At 57.0% G+C, this 17,653-nt stretch carries 15 protein-coding genes; all 15 read left to right on the forward strand.

Going from position 1 to position 17,653, the window contains the following annotated elements:
* The first annotated feature begins 580 nt into the window (after positions 1–580).
* On the forward strand, positions 581–1,084 hold the full coding sequence (locus AC0VXT_RS15450; RefSeq protein WP_412775539.1) for a division/cell wall cluster transcriptional repressor MraZ: 504 nt from the start codon (positions 581–583) through the stop codon (positions 1,082–1,084).
* Positions 1,081–2,070, forward strand: coding sequence for a 16S rRNA (cytosine(1402)-N(4))-methyltransferase RsmH (rsmH, locus tag AC0VXT_RS15455; protein ID WP_475546127.1), 990 nt, complete (start codon positions 1,081–1,083; stop codon positions 2,068–2,070). Before AC0VXT_RS15450 ends, rsmH begins: the two co-directional genes overlap by 4 nt.
* Positions 2,067–2,498 (forward strand): cell division protein FtsL, encoded by a 432-nt coding sequence (gene ftsL, locus AC0VXT_RS15460; RefSeq protein ID WP_022732915.1) that lies wholly within the window; start codon positions 2,067–2,069, stop codon positions 2,496–2,498. Before rsmH ends, ftsL begins: the two co-directional genes overlap by 4 nt.
* The gene (locus AC0VXT_RS15465) at positions 2,495–4,213 is read left to right on the forward strand and encodes a peptidoglycan D,D-transpeptidase FtsI family protein (protein ID WP_475546128.1); all 1,719 of its coding nucleotides are present in this window, start codon (positions 2,495–2,497) and stop codon (positions 4,211–4,213) included. The genes ftsL and AC0VXT_RS15465 overlap by 4 nt, the downstream gene beginning before the upstream one ends.
* On the forward strand, positions 4,200–5,660 hold the full coding sequence (locus AC0VXT_RS15470; RefSeq protein ID WP_475546129.1) for a UDP-N-acetylmuramoyl-L-alanyl-D-glutamate--2,6-diaminopimelate ligase: 1,461 nt from the start codon (positions 4,200–4,202) through the stop codon (positions 5,658–5,660). The genes AC0VXT_RS15465 and AC0VXT_RS15470 overlap by 14 nt, the downstream gene beginning before the upstream one ends.
* 60 nt (positions 5,661–5,720) lie before the next feature.
* The gene (locus AC0VXT_RS15475) at positions 5,721–7,145 is read left to right on the forward strand and encodes a UDP-N-acetylmuramoyl-tripeptide--D-alanyl-D-alanine ligase (protein WP_475546130.1); all 1,425 of its coding nucleotides are present in this window, start codon (positions 5,721–5,723) and stop codon (positions 7,143–7,145) included.
* Positions 7,146–7,175: 30 nt separating this feature from the next.
* The gene (gene mraY / locus AC0VXT_RS15480) at positions 7,176–8,264 is read left to right on the forward strand and encodes a phospho-N-acetylmuramoyl-pentapeptide-transferase (protein WP_022732911.1); all 1,089 of its coding nucleotides are present in this window, start codon (positions 7,176–7,178) and stop codon (positions 8,262–8,264) included.
* Positions 8,265–8,275: 11 nt separating this feature from the next.
* Complete coding sequence (gene murD / locus AC0VXT_RS15485; protein WP_475546131.1) at positions 8,276–9,670, forward strand: UDP-N-acetylmuramoyl-L-alanine--D-glutamate ligase; 1,395 nt, start codon at positions 8,276–8,278, stop codon at positions 9,668–9,670.
* A complete protein-coding gene (gene ftsW, locus AC0VXT_RS15490; RefSeq protein ID WP_475546132.1) occupies positions 9,667–10,806 on the forward strand; it encodes a putative lipid II flippase FtsW in 1,140 nt (379 codons plus the stop codon). The genes murD and ftsW overlap by 4 nt, the downstream gene beginning before the upstream one ends.
* Before the next feature lie 167 nt (positions 10,807–10,973).
* Positions 10,974–12,035 (forward strand): DDE-type integrase/transposase/recombinase, encoded by a 1,062-nt coding sequence (locus AC0VXT_RS15495; protein ID WP_475546133.1) that lies wholly within the window; start codon positions 10,974–10,976, stop codon positions 12,033–12,035.
* 181 nt (positions 12,036–12,216) lie between these two features.
* Entirely contained in the window at positions 12,217–13,326 is a 1,110-nt protein-coding gene (gene murG, locus AC0VXT_RS15500) for an undecaprenyldiphospho-muramoylpentapeptide beta-N-acetylglucosaminyltransferase (RefSeq protein WP_475548588.1), read from the forward strand.
* The gene (gene murC, locus AC0VXT_RS15505) at positions 13,323–14,732 is read left to right on the forward strand and encodes a UDP-N-acetylmuramate--L-alanine ligase (RefSeq protein ID WP_276650666.1); all 1,410 of its coding nucleotides are present in this window, start codon (positions 13,323–13,325) and stop codon (positions 14,730–14,732) included. Before murG ends, murC begins: the two co-directional genes overlap by 4 nt.
* A 7-nt stretch (positions 14,733–14,739) precedes the next feature.
* Positions 14,740–15,684: a UDP-N-acetylmuramate dehydrogenase gene (gene murB, locus AC0VXT_RS15510; protein WP_475546134.1), complete on the forward strand. Its 945-nt coding sequence runs from the start codon at positions 14,740–14,742 to the stop codon at positions 15,682–15,684.
* A complete protein-coding gene (locus AC0VXT_RS15515; protein ID WP_475546135.1) occupies positions 15,681–16,595 on the forward strand; it encodes a D-alanine--D-alanine ligase in 915 nt (304 codons plus the stop codon). The genes murB and AC0VXT_RS15515 overlap by 4 nt, the downstream gene beginning before the upstream one ends.
* A complete protein-coding gene (locus AC0VXT_RS15520) occupies positions 16,583–17,464 on the forward strand; it encodes a cell division protein FtsQ/DivIB (RefSeq protein ID WP_475546136.1) in 882 nt (293 codons plus the stop codon). Before AC0VXT_RS15515 ends, AC0VXT_RS15520 begins: the two co-directional genes overlap by 13 nt.
* Positions 17,465–17,653 lie beyond the last annotated feature (189 nt).

Consider the following 17,653-nt stretch of genomic DNA (forward strand, 5'->3'; position numbering starts at 1 on the left):
ACGCACAACCCATTAAGAAAATGGCAGCTTTTATCCGCAACAATCGCGTCCTTCATCTCACTGACGCTGCCCCGCGCCAGTATCTGTTGCTGTCTTTAAATCCCGTCCTGCATGCCCCGCAGGACACGTCCTGATCCTGACATCTTGCAGGAGTTTATCCGCGCATCAAACCCGATTGGGACGTAAATCGCAAATTGTCTTCGTATGTCATGCCCGCAAGCTACATCAAACACGCCGCGTCCATAAGAACCCATACACCCGTTTTTTTAGCGCCCCCATGGGTTCCCATGGACCACCTTTGGGATTTCATGGGCAGGAGATGGATAACACCGTGATTCAAAGCGTTTTTGGCGGAAATCAGGCTTTTTGCATATACACCGGAAGCACTGGGAATCCCCTAAAACGTCACATCTGAACCCATCAAATCCCATTGACCCCCATCATTTCCCATGGTACCCCATAAGTAGGCATAATTTCTGTGCCATGCGGGGCATATCCATTTCAAACAGCAAGCGGTCATCTGACCTCCCATTTGGGAAGCTGTTCTTGAATTGGTTTTTTTGATCAGGGGAATGGCGAAGTGCTGTTCACAGGGACGCACATTCACAAGCTGGACCGGAAGGGACGCGTATCCGTCCCCAAGCGGTTCCGTGCGGCCCTTGAACGTGAAGAATTCGCTGGCATCTACCTGTATCAATCCCACAAGGAAAGCGCCCTTGAAGGCTGTAGCGAAAGCCACATGGAGCGCATCGCAGCATCGCTTGATGAACTCGACATGTTTTCGGACGAGGCCGACGATCTGGCCGATACCATCCTTGGCTCCTCGCACATGCTGCCCTATGACGGCGAAGGCCGCATCATTCTGCCCGCCGAACTCATCGAATATGCCCGCATCGAAGATCAGGTCGCCTTTGTTGGCCGTGGCCGCACCTTCCGTCTGTGGAACCCTGACATCTTTACACCCCTGCAAGATGCCAGCCGGACCCGGACGTTGAACCGTGGCGCGACACTCAAACTCAAACCGATGACTGACCCCTCGAACGGCACACGCCCGCGTGCCCCGACCGAGGAGGATGCATCATGAGCGACAAAGACATCAGCTTTGCGACAGAAGATCGCCCGCACAAACCGGTTTTGCTCCGCGAGGTGCTCGACGCTCTTGCACCCGGTGACGGCGAAATCATGGTGGATGGTACGTTTGGCGCAGGCGGTTACTCCCGCGCCATTCTTGATTCCGCCCAGTGTGAGCTGTTTGGCATTGATCGCGACCCGACGGCGGTTGCCAACGGCCAGAAAATGGAAGCCGACTACAACGGTCGCTTCCACATGGTCGAAGGCTGCTTTGGCGAGATCGGCAAACTGATCCCCGCTGCTGGCGCACCACAAGTTGACGGCATCGTTCTTGATATCGGCGTTTCATCGATGCAGATCGATCAGGCGGATCGGGGCTTTTCGTTCCGCACCGATGGCCCGCTTGATATGCGCATGTCGATGTCGGGTCCGACGGCGGCTGATTTCATCAACACCGCCGAAGAAGAAGACATCGCCAACGTGATTTATCGCTACGGCGAAGAACGCGCCTCGCGCAAGGTCGCGCGTAAAATCATGGAAATGCGCGCCGAAGAACCCTTTACCACGACCTCCCAACTTGCCCGTGCGGTGCGCTCGGTCGTGCGCAAATCCAAGGACGGCATTGATCCGGCCACCCGCACGTTTCAGGCGCTGCGCATTTTTGTAAATGACGAACTTGGCGAACTTGAACGCGCGATGGGTGCGGCCGAAACCCTGCTGAAACCCGGTGGTCGTCTGGTGGTTGTGACCTTCCATTCGCTCGAAGACCGTCAGGTCAAAACATTTATGAAGGAACGTTCGGGCGATCCGAACAAAATGTCGCGCCGTCTTCCGGGCGAACCCGAAGTCGCAACGCCGACCTTCACGACCATCACCCGCAAGGCCGTCACCGGCCAGAAGGACGAAATTCGCGCCAACCCGCGTGCGCGTTCGGCCAAACTGCGTGCGGTTGCCCGAAACGATCAGCCCGCGACGACTGCGCAAGGGGGTAAAGAATGACCCGCGCAGTGACAATTATCGGCTTGCTTCTGACCATCCTGATTGGGACTGGCACCTATTGGGTCAGTCACGAAGTCGAACGCCTTGAAAAACGCTACGCTGATATTCAGTCCGACATTCTGGCCGAACAGGAAACCATTCATGTGCTTCAGGCCGAATGGAGCTACCTGAACAATCCTGAACGGATCGAACGGTTATCCCAGCAATATCTCAGCCTGGCGCAGATCGATATTCTGCAGATGGCCAGCATCGACGATTTGCCCGAAAATGCCGATCAGCATCTTTATCGTCTGGACAAATTTGGCGAGGCGGTTGCCTTCCTGCCCCTGCCGCGTGCCCGTCCGGGCGATCTGATGTCTGACGAGGCTGCTGACGCCATGATCATTGACGCCCCCTCGGTCGCCGCCACTGCAGGAGGCACGCGATGAGCTTCATGCGTTTCTCATACTGGCTGCGCGGGGATCGTCCGGAACTCGGACCCGATCAACGTGAACGTCTGGCGATTGAAACTGCACGTAATCGCATTTTCATCACCGGCGCGATGTTCATCGTTGGCTTTACCTGGATCACCTACGGTCTGGTTGATGCCTCTGTTCTGCGTCAGGGCAACGAACCTGCTGTGGCCTCGGGAACCGATGCGCGCGAACTGAAAACCGAACGCGCTGACATTGTGGATCGCAACGGCATTTTGCTTGCGACCGATCTTCCGACCAATTCGCTTTATGCCGATGCCCGTGTCGTGAAGGACCCGGTTGAGTCCGCCGACATGCTGCTAACGGCCCTGCCCGATCTGGACCGCGATACGCTGATCCGGCATTTAAGCTCGCGCAAGGCTTTCGTCTGGATTCGCCGCAACCTGACCCCCGAACAGCAATATGAAGTCAACTCGCTGGGCGTTCCCGGTCTGAATTTCCAACGTGAAGAGCGCCGCGTTTATCCGCATGGCCGCCTGTTCTCGCACGTGCTCGGCTTTACCGACATCGATAATAACGGCATTGCCGGTGCCGAACGCGAATTCGATAACGAACTGCGCATCAACAACGGCCCGTTGCAATTGTCGGTCGATACCCGAGTGCAATACGCGCTTGAGGAAGAAGTCGAAAGTGCGATGGAAACCTATAGTGCAGTCGGGGCTGCCGGGCTTGTGATGGATGTCTACACCGGCGAAGTCATCGCCATGACGTCCCTTCCCAATTTTGATCCGCACCGCCCCGGTCAGGCGCCTGCGGATGCGCGGTTCAACCGCAGCACGCTGGGCGTTTATGAAATGGGTTCGGTGTTCAAACTGTTTAACACCGCGATTGCGCTTGAAACCGGCTCGGCAAACCTGAACTCGGTTTTTGATGCCACCGAACCACTGCGGGTCGCACGTTTCTCGATCCGTGATTACCACGCCGAGAACCGCTGGCTGACCGTGCCGGAAATTCTGGTCCACAGCTCAAACATCGGCTCGGCCCGCATGGCGATGGCCTTTGGCGGCGCGACCCAGCAAAAATACCTCAAAAAGCTTGGCATGCTCGACAAGCCAGAAATCGAACTTCCTGAAGTCGGCGGGCCGCTTGTGCCCAATCCGTGGCGTGAAATCAACACCATGACTATTGCCTTTGGTCACGGCATTGCCGTCACCCCGCTTCAGGTCGTCAACGGTATTTCCACCATTGCAAACGGTGGTATTCGCCGCCCGTCCACCGTCCTCAGACAGGACGGTGCCCCGGCAGGCGAACGTGTCTTTTCCCGAGAAACGTCTGACCTGATGCGTCGCTTGATGCGTCTGGTTGTGACCGAAGGATCGGGCAAAAACGCCGAAGTGGCGGGCTACTTCCTTGGCGGGAAGACCGGCACCTCGGAAAAACTCGTGAACGGGCGCTACGTAAAGAACGCCCGCATGTTAACCTTTGTCGCCGCCTTCCCGATGCAGGACCCGAAATATGTGGTTCTGGTGACGCTAGACGAGCCCAAAGGCACAAAAAAAACCTATGGATTTGCCACAGCAGGATGGGTGTCCGCCCCTGCGGTTGGCAAGGTTGTGACACGTATTGCTCCCCTTTTGGGCATTGAACCGGCGAATGCGAAGGCGCCGGAGATTGAGCAAGCGTTGCAGATTGAACTTCGCAAAGGGGAACGCAAACTTGCGTCTTTCTGAACTCATGGCAGGTGATCAAGCGGCACTTAAACATGCCCAAGGACAGGACCCGAACATTACGGGCCTGACAGCAAACTCACGCACCGTAAAGGATGGCTATATCTTTGCCGCCCTGTCCGGTGCCAAAGACGACGGTTCGAAATATATCGCCGATGCGATCAAGCTCGGCGCCGCCGCCATTTTGGCCAAGGACGGAACGCCCCGTCCAAGTGCCCCGACGGTTCCCCTGATCCCGGTTGAAAACCCGCGAAAGCGTTACGCACAGCTTGCTGCGCGCTTTTATGGGCAGCAACCCGCCAACATCGCGGCAATCACCGGGACGAACGGTAAAACATCCACCGCGATCTTTACCGAACAACTCTGGACGATCATGGGCAATATGTCGGGCTCGATCGGCACCCTTGGCATTCGTGCTGCGGGCGCAAAAATCCCAGGCTCGCTGACCACGCCGGATCCGGTTGCCCTGCATCAATCCTTAAATGAAATGTCTGAAATCGGTGTGACCCACGTCGCGATGGAGGCAAGCTCGCACGGGCTTGACCAGCATCGCCTTGACGGGGTCAAGGTCACCGTTGCTGCCTTTACCAATCTGTCGCGCGATCATCTTGATTACCACGGCAGCTTTGATAAATACTTCGCCGCCAAGGCCCGCCTGTTCTCCGACCTTCTGGTCGCCGATGGCACTGCGGTTCTGAACGCCGATGTCGAACAGTTCGCGACCCTGAAAGCCATGTGCGAAAAGCGCGGCTTAACCGTAATGTCCTACGGCGAAAATGCCGATGACATCAAACTGGTTTCGGCTATTCCTGATAGCACCGGCACCAAACTGACCCTTCTGGCCAACAAGGGTGAATACAAAATTCACCTGCCGCTGATGGGCAGTTTTCAGGTGATGAACGCGCTGGCCGCCCTTGCGATTGTCATCGCATCGGGTGCCGATATCGACCCGGCGGTTCTCGCCCTTGAAAAGCTCGAAGGTGTGCGGGGTCGCATGGAACTGGTTGGCAAAACCAGCTTTGGCGCACCGGTGTTTGTTGATTACGCCCATACCCCCGATGCACTTGAAACCGTGATCAAGGCTGTCCGTCCGCATTGCAAAGGACGCATTGTCTGTGTCTTTGGCGCGGGTGGGGATCGTGATACCGGCAAACGCCCCTTGATGGGCAAGGTCGCACAGGATTTCGCCGATATTGCCATCATCACCGATGACAACCCGCGCAGCGAAAATCCCGCCACCATCCGCGCTGCCATCAAAAAGGCATGTGACGGCGGCATTGAAATTGGCGACCGCGCAGATGCGATCAAACGCGGCATTGGCATCCTGCAACGCAATGATGTTCTGATCATCGCGGGCAAGGGTCACGAACGCGGCCAGATCATCGGCGATCAGGTGATGCCGTTTGATGATGCATCTGTCGCGCGCAGCATCCTTGCCGGTGGCAACTGACCATAAATTCCCGTTACGGCACCCTGGTCGTAACGGCCTGATGAGAAAGAAAGTAACCCTATGACCAAGGCTGTTTTATGGACGGCACAAGATGCCCAAACCGCAACCGGTGGCACAACATCCGGCGACTGGACGGTATCGGGCATCTCAATCGACAGCCGCAAGGTCACCAGGGGCGATCTGTTCATCGCCCTTAAGGGCCCGAATTTTGATGGCCACACATTTGCACAGGCCGCCCTTGATGCTGGTGCGAGTGCCGTCATGGTCGATGATGCCACCGGCATTACCGATCCCGATAAAATCCTTCTGGTCGATGACACCATGGCCGCCCTGAACCGTCTGGGCGACGCCGGGCGTGCACGAAGCAACGCTAAAATCGTCGCCATCACCGGCAGTGTCGGTAAAACCGGCACCAAGGAAGCCCTAAAATATGTGCTGAGCCAGCAGGGCAAAACCCACGCCAGCCCCGCCAGCTTTAACAACCATTGGGGTGTGCCGATCAGTCTGGCGACCCTTCCGGTCGATGCGCAATATGGCGTGCTTGAAATCGGCATGAACCATCCCGGCGAAATCAGCCCGCTGGTCAAGATGGTCAAACCATCGGTTGCCATGATCACAACTGTCGTCGGCGCACATACCGAATATTTCAAGGACGAAGCCGAAATCGCCATGGCCAAGGCCGAGATTTTTGACGGTCTGGACAAAGATGGTGCGGTGATCCTCAACCGTGACAATCTGCATTATTTCGCACTGGCACGCCGGGCCAAGGAACTGGGCCTCACCGACATCAAATCATTTGGCACCGATGCGGTTGCCAATTACCGCCTGTTTGAAGCCAACATCGTCAACGACGGCAGCGCGGTGCGCGCGCGTATTGATGGCCATGAACTTGAATATTTCATTGGCTGCCCCGGCGAACACTGGGTGTTGAACTCCCTCGCCGTTCTGGGCTGTGTCGCCGCCATTGGTGCGGACGTCGAACGCGCTGCGCGCGATCTGGCCGATGTCACCCCGCCCGCAGGCCGGGGCGAAACATCCACGGTCAAACTGCCTTCGGGTAACGGCACCTTTACCCTGATTGATGATGCCTATAACGCCAATCCGACCTCGATGATGGCCGGGATCAAGGTTCTTGCCCAAACCAAACCGACTGATGGTGGCCGCAAGATCGCGGTTCTGGGCGACATGCGCGAACTGGGCGATGATGCGGTTAAAATGCATGCTGACCTTCATCATCCCCTGACCGCGATGGAAATTAACCGGGTCTATTGCGTCGGTCCCTTGATGGCTGAGCTTGATAAAACCCTGCCAGACGCCATAAATGCCGGACATTTTGAAACTGCGGACGCCGCAATTGCGCCAATTAAGGCCGATCTTAAGCCCGGCGACGTGGTTTTGATCAAAGGATCGCTTGGCATTTACGTTTCGAAAATTGTATCGGCATTAAAATCGGGCGGCGTGGTCAACAAACCCGCACCCCAATAGAAATTCGTCGCAGAAGGAACGACAAGAGCAATGCTCTATAATCTGCTTTATCCGCTGGCCGATCAGATGCCGGTTTTCAACCTATTTCGGTACATCACGTTCCGCACAGGCGGCGCGATCATAACATCGCTTATCCTTGCTTTTGTTCTGGGTCCGTCCCTGATCCGCTGGTTGCGGTCCAAACAAAGCGAAGGTCAGCCGATCCGCGAAGACGGCCCGGAAGGTCACCTTCTGACCAAAAAAGGCACGCCCACCATGGGCGGTCTTTTGCTGTTGATTTCAACATCCATCGCCACCCTTTTGTGGGCCGATCTGACCAATGCCTATGTCTGGGCGGTTTTGCTCGTCACCATCGGCTATGGTTTCCTAGGCTTCCTTGATGACTTCCTAAAAGTGTCAAAGAAAAACACCAAGGGATTACCCGGCAAGATAAAGCTGCTCGGTCAGTTTTCCATTGCCGCCCTTGCCGCCTTCTGGATTTCCTACAACACCGCCGATCCGCTTTCGACCGCACTGGCTTTCCCGTTTTTCAAGAACTACCTGCTTGATCTCGGCTGGTTCTTTATCCCGTTTGCCATGTTCGTCATGGTCGGGGCGTCAAATTCGGTCAACCTGACCGATGGGCTCGACGGGCTTGCCATCGTGCCGGTCATGATTGCCGCGGCCAGTTTTGCGCTGATCACCTATCTGATCGGGAACATCCAGTTTGCCGAATATCTTCAGGTCCATTACGTCGCCGGATCAGGGGAACTCACCATTTTCCTTGGCGCGCTGGTCGGTGCTGGCCTTGGGTTCCTGTGGTACAACGCCCCGCCTGCCATGGTGTTTATGGGCGATACCGGGTCGCTTGCCTTGGGCGGCGCACTTGGGGCGGTTTCGGTTGTCACCAAACACGAACTGGTGCTGGCCATCATTGGTGGTCTGTTTGTGCTTGAAACGCTGTCGGTGATCATTCAGGTCGGCTCGTTCAAACTGACCGGAAAACGCGTGTTTCGTATGGCGCCGCTGCATCACCATTTTGAAAAAAAGGGCTGGCAGGAAGCAACCATCGTCATTCGTTTCTGGATCATTGCCGTGATCCTTGCCCTTGTCGGGCTTGCCACCCTTAAACTTCGCTAAGGAACACACCCTTGATTGATCTTTCACACTTGCGCGGCAAAACCATCGCGGTTCTGGGGCTTGGCAAATCGGGTCTTGCCAGTGTGAAGGCATTGATCAATGCCGGGGCGATTGTCTGGGCGTGGGATGATAATGCGTCGGGCCGCGATCTGATCGAGCCATTGGGCCTTGCCCCGATCAATCTGGTTGAATGTGACTGGACCGAACCCGACATGCTGGTCATAAGCCCCGGCATCCCGTCCACCTTCCCGACCCCGCATCCGGCAGCTGAAAAGGCACGCCGGGCCGGTGTGCCGATCATTTGCGACGTTGAATTGCTCTGCACCGCCCAATCCGATGTGCCGACCCTGGCGATCACCGGCACCAACGGAAAATCCACCACCACCGCCCTCACCGCCCATATTCTGGCCGGTGCCGGGATCAAAACGCAGGCCGGGGGCAATCTTGGCAATGCCGCCCTTGGTCTTGAACCATCTGGTCCTGATGATTGTCTGGTGCTTGAACTCTCGTCCTATCAGCTTGACCTTCTGACCGAGGCCGCCTTTGATGCCTGCGCACTTTTAAACATCACGCCGGATCATCTGGATCGTCACGGCGGGATGGATGGCTATATCGGGGCCAAACATCAAATCTTTGCGCGCAACAAGGGCCCGAAATGGGCGATCATTTCAATTGATGATGAACCTTGTGCCAAAATGTCGGTCGAACTGGCCCGCGAAGGCGGCCGCCACATTATCGAAATTTCGGTCAACCAACCGGTTGATCACGGCATTTATGTTTCCGATGGCTGGTTGATTGATGATATTTCCGGGGCCAAAACCCGCATTCTCGATCTCACCACCGTCACCCGGATGCCCGGCAAACATAACTGGCAAAACATTGCCTTTGCCTATGCGCTGTGTCGTGCACGCGGTGTCGATGCCACCCGGATCATTGATGGCATCCTGTCATTTCCGGGCCTCGCCCATCGTCAGGAACGCTTGGGCACCATTGACGGCGTTGTCTTTGTCAATGACAGCAAGGCCACCAATGCCGAAGCATCGGCCAAGGCATTATCGGCCTATCAGAACATCTACTGGATTGTCGGTGGCAAACCAAAAGAAGGCGGCATCGCCGGGCTTGAGGTATTTTACCCCAACATCAAAAAGGCCTATCTGATCGGGGCGGCGACCAACGAATTTGCCAACGCCCTTGGCACCGATCTGCCATGGGAAAAATGCCAAACCCTTGATGTCGCCACCAAGGCGGCGTTTAAAGATGCCCGCCAACATGGCGATGACGCCCCGGTGGTCATGCTGACCCCGGCCTGCGCGTCGTTTGATCAATTCAAAAGTTTCGAAGCCCGCGGCGATGCCTTCCGCGACATTTATGCCCATCTCGCCACCAACGCGCAGGAACGCTCATGAAATCGCTGTTTGGTCATAATACCAATATTGCCTTTTCCCGCGCGGACACCTCCGTTCTGGGCATCTGGTGGTGGACGGTCGATCGCTGGTTTCTTGCCGCCATCATTTTGCTGATGGGCATTGGCGCACTTCTGGTCATGTCGGCAAGCCCGCCGGTAGCCGATCGCATCAATGTCGATAGCTTCCACTTCGTCACCCGCCAGTTCGTCTTTTTGGGGCTTGCTGCCGCTTGCATGTTCTCGATCTCACTGCTGCCGGTGAAATGGGTCAGAAGGCTGGCCTCGATCATGTTCCTTGGCGTCATTTTCCTTTTGATCATCACCCCGTTCATCGGGTCCGAGATCAAGGGGGCTGTGCGCTGGATCCACCTTGCGGGCATCACAATTCAGCCGTCCGAGTTTTTAAAACCGGCCTTTGCGGTTGTCGTGGCGTGGATGTTCGCCGAAGGCCGCCTGAACCCCAATTTCCCCGGCTACATCGTCAGCAGCCTGATGCTCGCCCTGTGCATCTTCCTTCTGATGATCCAGCCGGACTTTGGCCAAACGGTGGTTGTGACCTCCATCTGGTCGGTGCAAATCTTCCTCGCTGGCCTTCCGATCATTCTGGTGTTTTGTCTGGGCCTTGGCGCGGTTGGCCTTGCGGTCAGTGCCTATTTGATCCTGCCGCACGTGCAATCACGTGTGGACCGCTTCCTTGATCCGGCATCGGGCGACAACTATCAAATCGAACGCTCGATGGAAGCCTTCATGAACGGCGGCATCATGGGCCGTGGACCGGGCGAAGGCTGGGTCAAAAACTCGATCCCCGATGCCCATTCCGACTTTATCTTTGCCGTGGCGGGCGAAGAATTCGGCTTGCTGTTCTGTGTGCTGGTCGTCGGCGTCTTTGCCTTCATCATCATGCGCGGCCTGTCGCGCCTCATGGGCGAACGCAACCTGTTCGTCGTGCTGGCGGTAACCGGCATTCTCGTCCAGTTCGGCTTGCAGGCCGTGATCAACATGGCCTCCACCCTGCAACTGGTCCCGCCAAAGGGCATGACCCTGCCGTTTGTTTCCTACGGCGGCTCGGCCACCATAGGCATTGCGATTGGCATGGGCTTTGTGCTGGCGCTCACCCGCAAACGTCCGGGCGAATAACTGCCCACGAACGGTGCGTAATGGATTCCCGCCTTCTCGGGAATGACACCTCATCAAAACAACAGCCCAACACCGTCACTCCCGCGAAGGTGTTTTATTTCGGATGATTGGTTGTATAGTGATAGTGTAGAAAGAGGCATGGCTTATCTCAAGAAGAGGGCTGTATCATGGATCTGAAGCTGCATGCCAATGCCACCACAACGCCACGCACGCGCGCCTACATTCAAGCAAGCAGTGCTTCCGTTGCCGAACTGGCCGTGGAACTCGGCGTAAGCGCGACCACCATCCGACGATGGAAAGGCCGGGCCGATGTTGAAGATCACTCGCATCGCCCAAAACGGATCCAGACGCGCTTTGACGCTTGCGAGGAAGAAATCGCCGTTGAACTACGCTCGCGGCTTGGCTTGTCCATTGACGATATTCTGGAAGTCATGCACCGCTGTGTGCGGGCCGACATCTCGCGCTCGTCTTTACATCGCTGCCTCAAACGCCATGGCGTCTCTGGCAGGCCTGCAGCCCCTAAACAGGTGTCGCAGACTTTCGAGCCGGTGGCGTTTGGCTATGTCCATGCCGATCTCAAACATCTGACCCGGATCGGCGGGCGACCGGCCTACGTCTTTGTTGCCATCGAACGCGTGACAAGCTTCGCTCATGTCGAGATCGTCCAGGACCGAAGTGCAGAAACCATTGCGGCCTGCCTTGGGCGCTTCCTTGATGCCTTTGGCTATCCTGTTCACACCGTTCTGACGGATAACGGTTCGGAATTCACCGACCGGTTTGGCGGCGCTTATTGGACAACGCGCAACAAAGGAACCGGAAAGCACGCTTTTGACAAAGTCTGCGCCGCACACGGGATCAAGCACAAGCTGACCCGTCCCTATCGACCACAGACCAATGGCAAGGTCGAGCGTTTCAACCGTCGCCTCGGCGAAGCCCTCGCAAACGCCCCCGCAAACGGGAAAAATGCCGGGCGCAATCGATTCTCAACTCACGCCGAACGAAACGATTTCATAAGAACCTTCATCGACAACTATAACAGAACACGATTGAGATCCCTCGGTTACAAGGCTCCTTTGGAAGCACTTCTTAATCTCACGGGACACAACACGAAGGCGGGAGTCCATCCCACCACGAACGCAGCCCTAAACAGCACGTCACCACCTCCCCCGCCCTCAAACACCCCAACGACACACCCCGTCCCAAAAAAACGACAAATTCCCGCCCTATAAACGCCCCCGCTTGAAGGGATATTAACCTTTATCGGGTTTTGATGGGGGAACCTTGGCGCGTGCCGTCGTTTAACATGTGGACGAGATGACGAAACTCACACAACCTGATATTTCCACCGCCAATGACACCCCGCTTGCCGGGCAGGTCATCGCCGTGACATCCGGCGGGACGGGTGGTCACATGTTCCCCGCCGTTGCCCTGTCAAAGGCGCTGGTCCGGCGCGGCGCAAAGGTGCTGTTTTTCACCGATGCACGGGCTGCGCGCTATACCGAAGGGGTCGATGGGGTGCAAACCATCATCCTGCCCGCGGGCGGGATTGCCGGTAAGGGGATTAAAGGCCGCCTGATGGGTGCTGCCCGCCTTGGCCTTGGCACGCTCAAAGCCCGATCGATGATTAAAAAGGCCAAACCGGCTGTCGTCATCGGCTTTGGCGGATATGCCTCCATCCCGGCCACCATGTCGGCCAAGTGGCTGGGCATTCCGTTTGCCATTCATGAACAAAACGCGGTCTTGGGCCGTGCCAACCGGTTGGTCGCAGGGGCGGCCAAACGCATTGCCACGTCATTTCCCACCGTCACCCTGATTGACCCGGATGATCAGAACAAAGTCATCTGGACCGGCAACCCGGTGCGCGCCGAAGTCGCCGCCCTTGCCAACAGCACCTATGACGTGCCGACCGAAGATGGCCCGATCAAACTTCTGATCACCGGCGGGTCACAGGGCGCACGCGTTCTTTCCGAAATCCTGCCGACCGCACTGGTCAACCTGCCCGAAGGCATTCGCACCCGCCTTGTCGTCACCCAGCAGGCCCGCGACGAAGACATCAATGCGGTGCGCAAGACCTATGACGGGTCGGGCATTGATGTCACACTGGCATCTTTTATCGATGACATCCCCGAACGCCTGCGCGATTGCCATCTGGTGATTGCCCGTTCCGGCGCATCCACCGTGGCCGAATTGACCGCTGCCGGGCGTCCCGGTTTGCTGGTGCCACTGCCCCATGCCATCGATGATCATCAACGTTTTAATGCCCAGCAGGTCGAAGACGCCGGGGGCGCGTGGCTCATGCCACAAGACCGTTTTTCCAGTGAAACCGTCACCGACCGGCTGGCAAAGCTGTTACGCAACCCTGCGGCCTTGACCCGTGCGGCAAAGGCCGCCAAAACCGCCGGACGCGCCAATGCTGCCGAACGGCTGGCCGATATGGTGCTTGATATGCTGGGTCTCAACCCGGCAGGCACACCAGATGCAGAAAACATAAGTAAAAAAGACCAAGGAGACACGCAATGAACACCCTGCCGCTCAACATCGGCACCATCCATTTTGTCGGTATTGGCGGCATCGGTATGTCCGGTATTGCCGAAATTCTCCATAACCTTGGCTATTCGGTGCAAGGGTCTGACATCTCTGACAATGCCAATGTTCAGCGCCTGCGCGGTCTTGGCATCACGGTCTTTGTCGGCCACGAAGCTGGCAACATCACCGATGCCAACGTGGTTGTGATTTCAACCGCGGTTAAATCTGACAACCCCGAAGTTGTCGCCGCACGTGCTGATATGATCCCGGTTGTCCGCCGTTCTGAAATGCTGGCTGAACTGATGCGCCTTAAGGCCGCGATTGCCGTCGGTGGCACGCATGGCAAAACCACCACCACATCACTTGTTGCCACCATGCTGGATGCGGCGGGCCTTGATCCGACCGTGATCAATGGCGGCATCATCAATTCATATGGCACCAATGCGCGCCTTGGCGATGGCGACTGGATGGTGGTTGAGGCCGATGAGTCGGATGGCACCTTTGTGAAGGTCCCCTCGACCATTTCGGTTGTCACCAACATCGACCCGGAACATCTTGATCACTGGAAGGACTTCGACCAACTGCGCGAAGCCTTTAAAAACTTTGTTCAAAACATCCCGTTTTACGGCTTTGCCGTTCTGTGCATCGACCATCCCGAAGTGCAGGCCCTGATTGGCCGGGTCACCGACCGCCGTATTTTCACATTCGGCTTCTCGCCACAGGCCGATGTCCGCGCAACCAATGTGCGCACCAACATCTCCGACAGCGTCTTTGACGTCGTGATCCGCGAACGGGTCGACAGCGCAGAACGCATCATCAAGGATGTCCGCCTGCCGATGGTTGGCGACCATAACGTGTCCAATTCGCTGGCCGCGATCACGGTCGCCCTTGAACTTGGCATCCCGGATGAGAAAATCGTCTCCGCCTTTGACGGATTTACCGGGGTCAAACGCCGCTTTACCAAAACCGGCGAAGTTGATGGTGTCACCATCATTGACGATTACGGTCACCACCCGGTCGAAATCAAGGCGGTGCTCAAAGCCGCCCGTCAGGCCACCCAGAACAATGTCATCGCCGTGGTGCAGCCGCACCGCTATTCACGCCTGCATGACCTGTTCGAAGATTTCTGCACCTGCTTTAACGATGCCGACAACGTCATTGTCGCCGATGTCTATGAAGCCGGTGAAACCCCGATCGAAGGCGCATCGCGCGATGCACTGGTCGAAGGATTGCGCAACCGGGGTCACCGCCATGTCAGCGCGCTTGAAGGACCGGAAAAACTGGCCGAAGTCATCGCCGCTGCGGCCAAACCGGGCGATCTGGTTGTCTGCCTTGGTGCCGGCTCCATCAGCGCATGGGCCAACGCCCTGCCCGCCCAACTCGAAGCCCTGAAAAACTGAGATTGTCATGAGCACGCCGGGACACCACACACCTCTGATTGATCGCCTGCCCAAGGTCCGTGGCAAGCTGCGCGAAGGCGCACAATTGTCAAAGGTCACTTGGTTTCAGGTCGGCGGCCCGGCTGATGTGTTGTTCCGCCCCTCCGACGAGGCCGATCTTGCCGGTTTTCTGAAAAACAAGCCCGCCGATATGCCCGTGACGGTCATCGGGGTGGGATCAAACCTTCTGGTCCGTGATGGCGGCATTCGCGGTGTGGTCATCCGTCTGGGGCGTCCGTTTACCGATGCCGTGATCAAGGACGGCGACATTCATGTCGGGGCCGGTGCGCTCGACCTTAATGTCGCGCAAACCGCCCAGCAATCGGGTATTGCCGGATTGGAATTCCTGTCGGGCATTCCGGGCACCATTGGCGGGGCACTGCGGATGAATGCCGGGGCCTATGGCACCGAAATCAAGGATGTGCTGGTCTCCGCCACCGCCATTGATGGCAAGGGCGACCTTCACACCGTCACCCCCGACGACATGGAGTTATCCTATCGTCATTGCGGCGTGCCCGATGACTGGATTTTCACATCCGCCGTCCTGCGTGGGGAACCGGGCGACAGGGATGAAATTGCCAACCGCATGGCCGAAATTCAGGATGCCCGCGCCGGATCACAACCGATCAAATCGCGTACCGGCGGATCAACCTTTGCCAATCCGACACCGGACCGTGCATGGGAACTCATTGATGCCGCCGGGTGCCGTGGCTTAACCATTGGCGGTGCGCAGATGTCCCCGCACCATTGCAACTTCATGATCAATCTCGGCACTGCCACCGCCTTTGATCTTGAACAGTTGGGCGATGAAGTCAAAAAACGGGTCAAACACCACAGTGGCGTTGATTTGCGCTGGGAAATCCGGCGCATTGGCGAACGCCTTGGCCACTCAATCATAGGAAAAGACGCATGAGCAAACATGTCGCAGTCATTTATGGCGGTTGGTCGGCCGAACGCGAAGTATCCCTGTCCTCGGGGGGCGAATGCATCAAGGCGCTGCGTGAAAAGGGCTATCAGGTTACTGAAATTGACGCGACCCGCGATCTCGCCGCACAGCTTACCGCCATTGATCCCAAACCCGATGTGATTTTCAATGCCCTGCACGGGCGCTGGGGCGAAGACGGCGCGGTTCAGGGTCTGCTTGAAATCATGGATATTCCCTATACCCATTCGGGTGTGCGCGCGTCCGCCATTGCCATGGATAAAATGTCGGCCAAGGCGATGTTCATGGAATATGACATTCCCTGTGCGCGCCATGTCTGGGTGACGCGCGATGAAATTGCCAAGGGTGCGGCCCTGCCCCCGCCCTATGTTCTCAAACCCAATAACGAAGGGTCGTCTGTCGGGGTTGAAATCATCCTGACGGCGGAGGAAGAACAAAACATGCTGGCGCGTGACTGGGTGCATGGGGCGGGCGTCATGCAGGAAGAATTCGTGCCGGGCCGTGAAATGACCGTCGCGGTCAAGGATGGTGTCGCCATGGAGGTCATTGAAATCCTGACCGGCAACCATGCCTTTTACGATTTTGAATCGAAATACGCCCAGGGCGGCTCTGAACATGTCGTGCCCGCCGATATCTCCGATGATTTGCGCACCAAACTGCGCCAAAACGCCGAAGCCGCCTATCGCGCGCTGGGATGCCGGGGCATTGCACGGGCGGATTTCCGCTATGACCCCAAACACGACCGTCTGGCCATTCTTGAAATCAACACCCAGCCCGGCATGACTCCAACATCACTTGTCCCCGATGCCGCCCGCCATGACGGCTTTAGCTTTGCCGACATCGTCGCATGGATGGTGGAGGACGCCTCATGCGAGCGTTAGGAACATCAAGCACGCTCGAAGAACAGGCGCGCGAACGCCGTGAAAAGCTTGATAAACAACATAGCGTTGCCTCGAACGTCAAACGGATCGCGCATGTTGTCTGGTGGACCGGCTTTATTGGTGTTTTTACCCTTGGCCCGATTGCGCTGTGGCAAACCGGGCGTGCGGATGCGTGGTTAACCATCGCCCAGAACGAAGCCATTCGCCTGTCTGCCGATTTTGGCATGACGGTCAGAAACATCGAAGTATCGGGCCGCGAAAAAACCGATCCCAACGCATTGTTGGCAGCCATCGGCAAAAAGCCCGGCACCCCGATCATTACCTTTGACGTCAACAGTGCGCGCGAACGGATCGAACAGCTTTCATGGGTGCGCACGGCTGCTGTTGAACGCCAATTGCCCGACACCCTGATTGTCTCCATCGTTGAACGCCGCCCACTTGCCCTTTGGCAGACAGATCAAGGCAACCATGTGCTGATTGATGGCGATGGCGCGCAGCTTCAGAACTATGAACTGGGCGACTATCTTGACCTGCCGGTTCTGGTCGGTGATGACGCCCCCGAACATGCCGCCGAGATGCTCAGCATCATCAAATCGGTTCCCCATCTCTATGATCAGGTCACCGGCGCGCAGCGCATCGGCCATCGCCGCTGGAACATTCAACTTGCCAACGGCATGTATGTCCGCCTGCCCGAAAAGGACATGGACAAGGCATGGCAACGCCTTGCGGTACTTGATTCCGAACATGACCTGCTTGAACGCGATGTCCTGATCGTCGATCTGCGCCTGCCCGACCGCACCTTCGTCCGCCTCACCCCCGGTGCCGCCGAACTACGCCGCAACCCGCCAAAAAAAGGTGACGCGGCATAACGCCGCATTCATACACAAGGTGCCCCAGAGGATCGCGGTCGCCCATTAAGAAGAGTGATGCTGCATGACGCTGCAACTCACCCCAAAAGATAATCTAGCGCGACGCCGTAACACCCTAACAAAGGTGATGCGACATAACGCCACACCCTACCCAAGAAGATGTCGCCGCCTGACACCGCAACCCGCCCA

The sequence above is a fragment of the Thalassospira sp. Z349TD_5 genome (assembly GCF_056173045.1).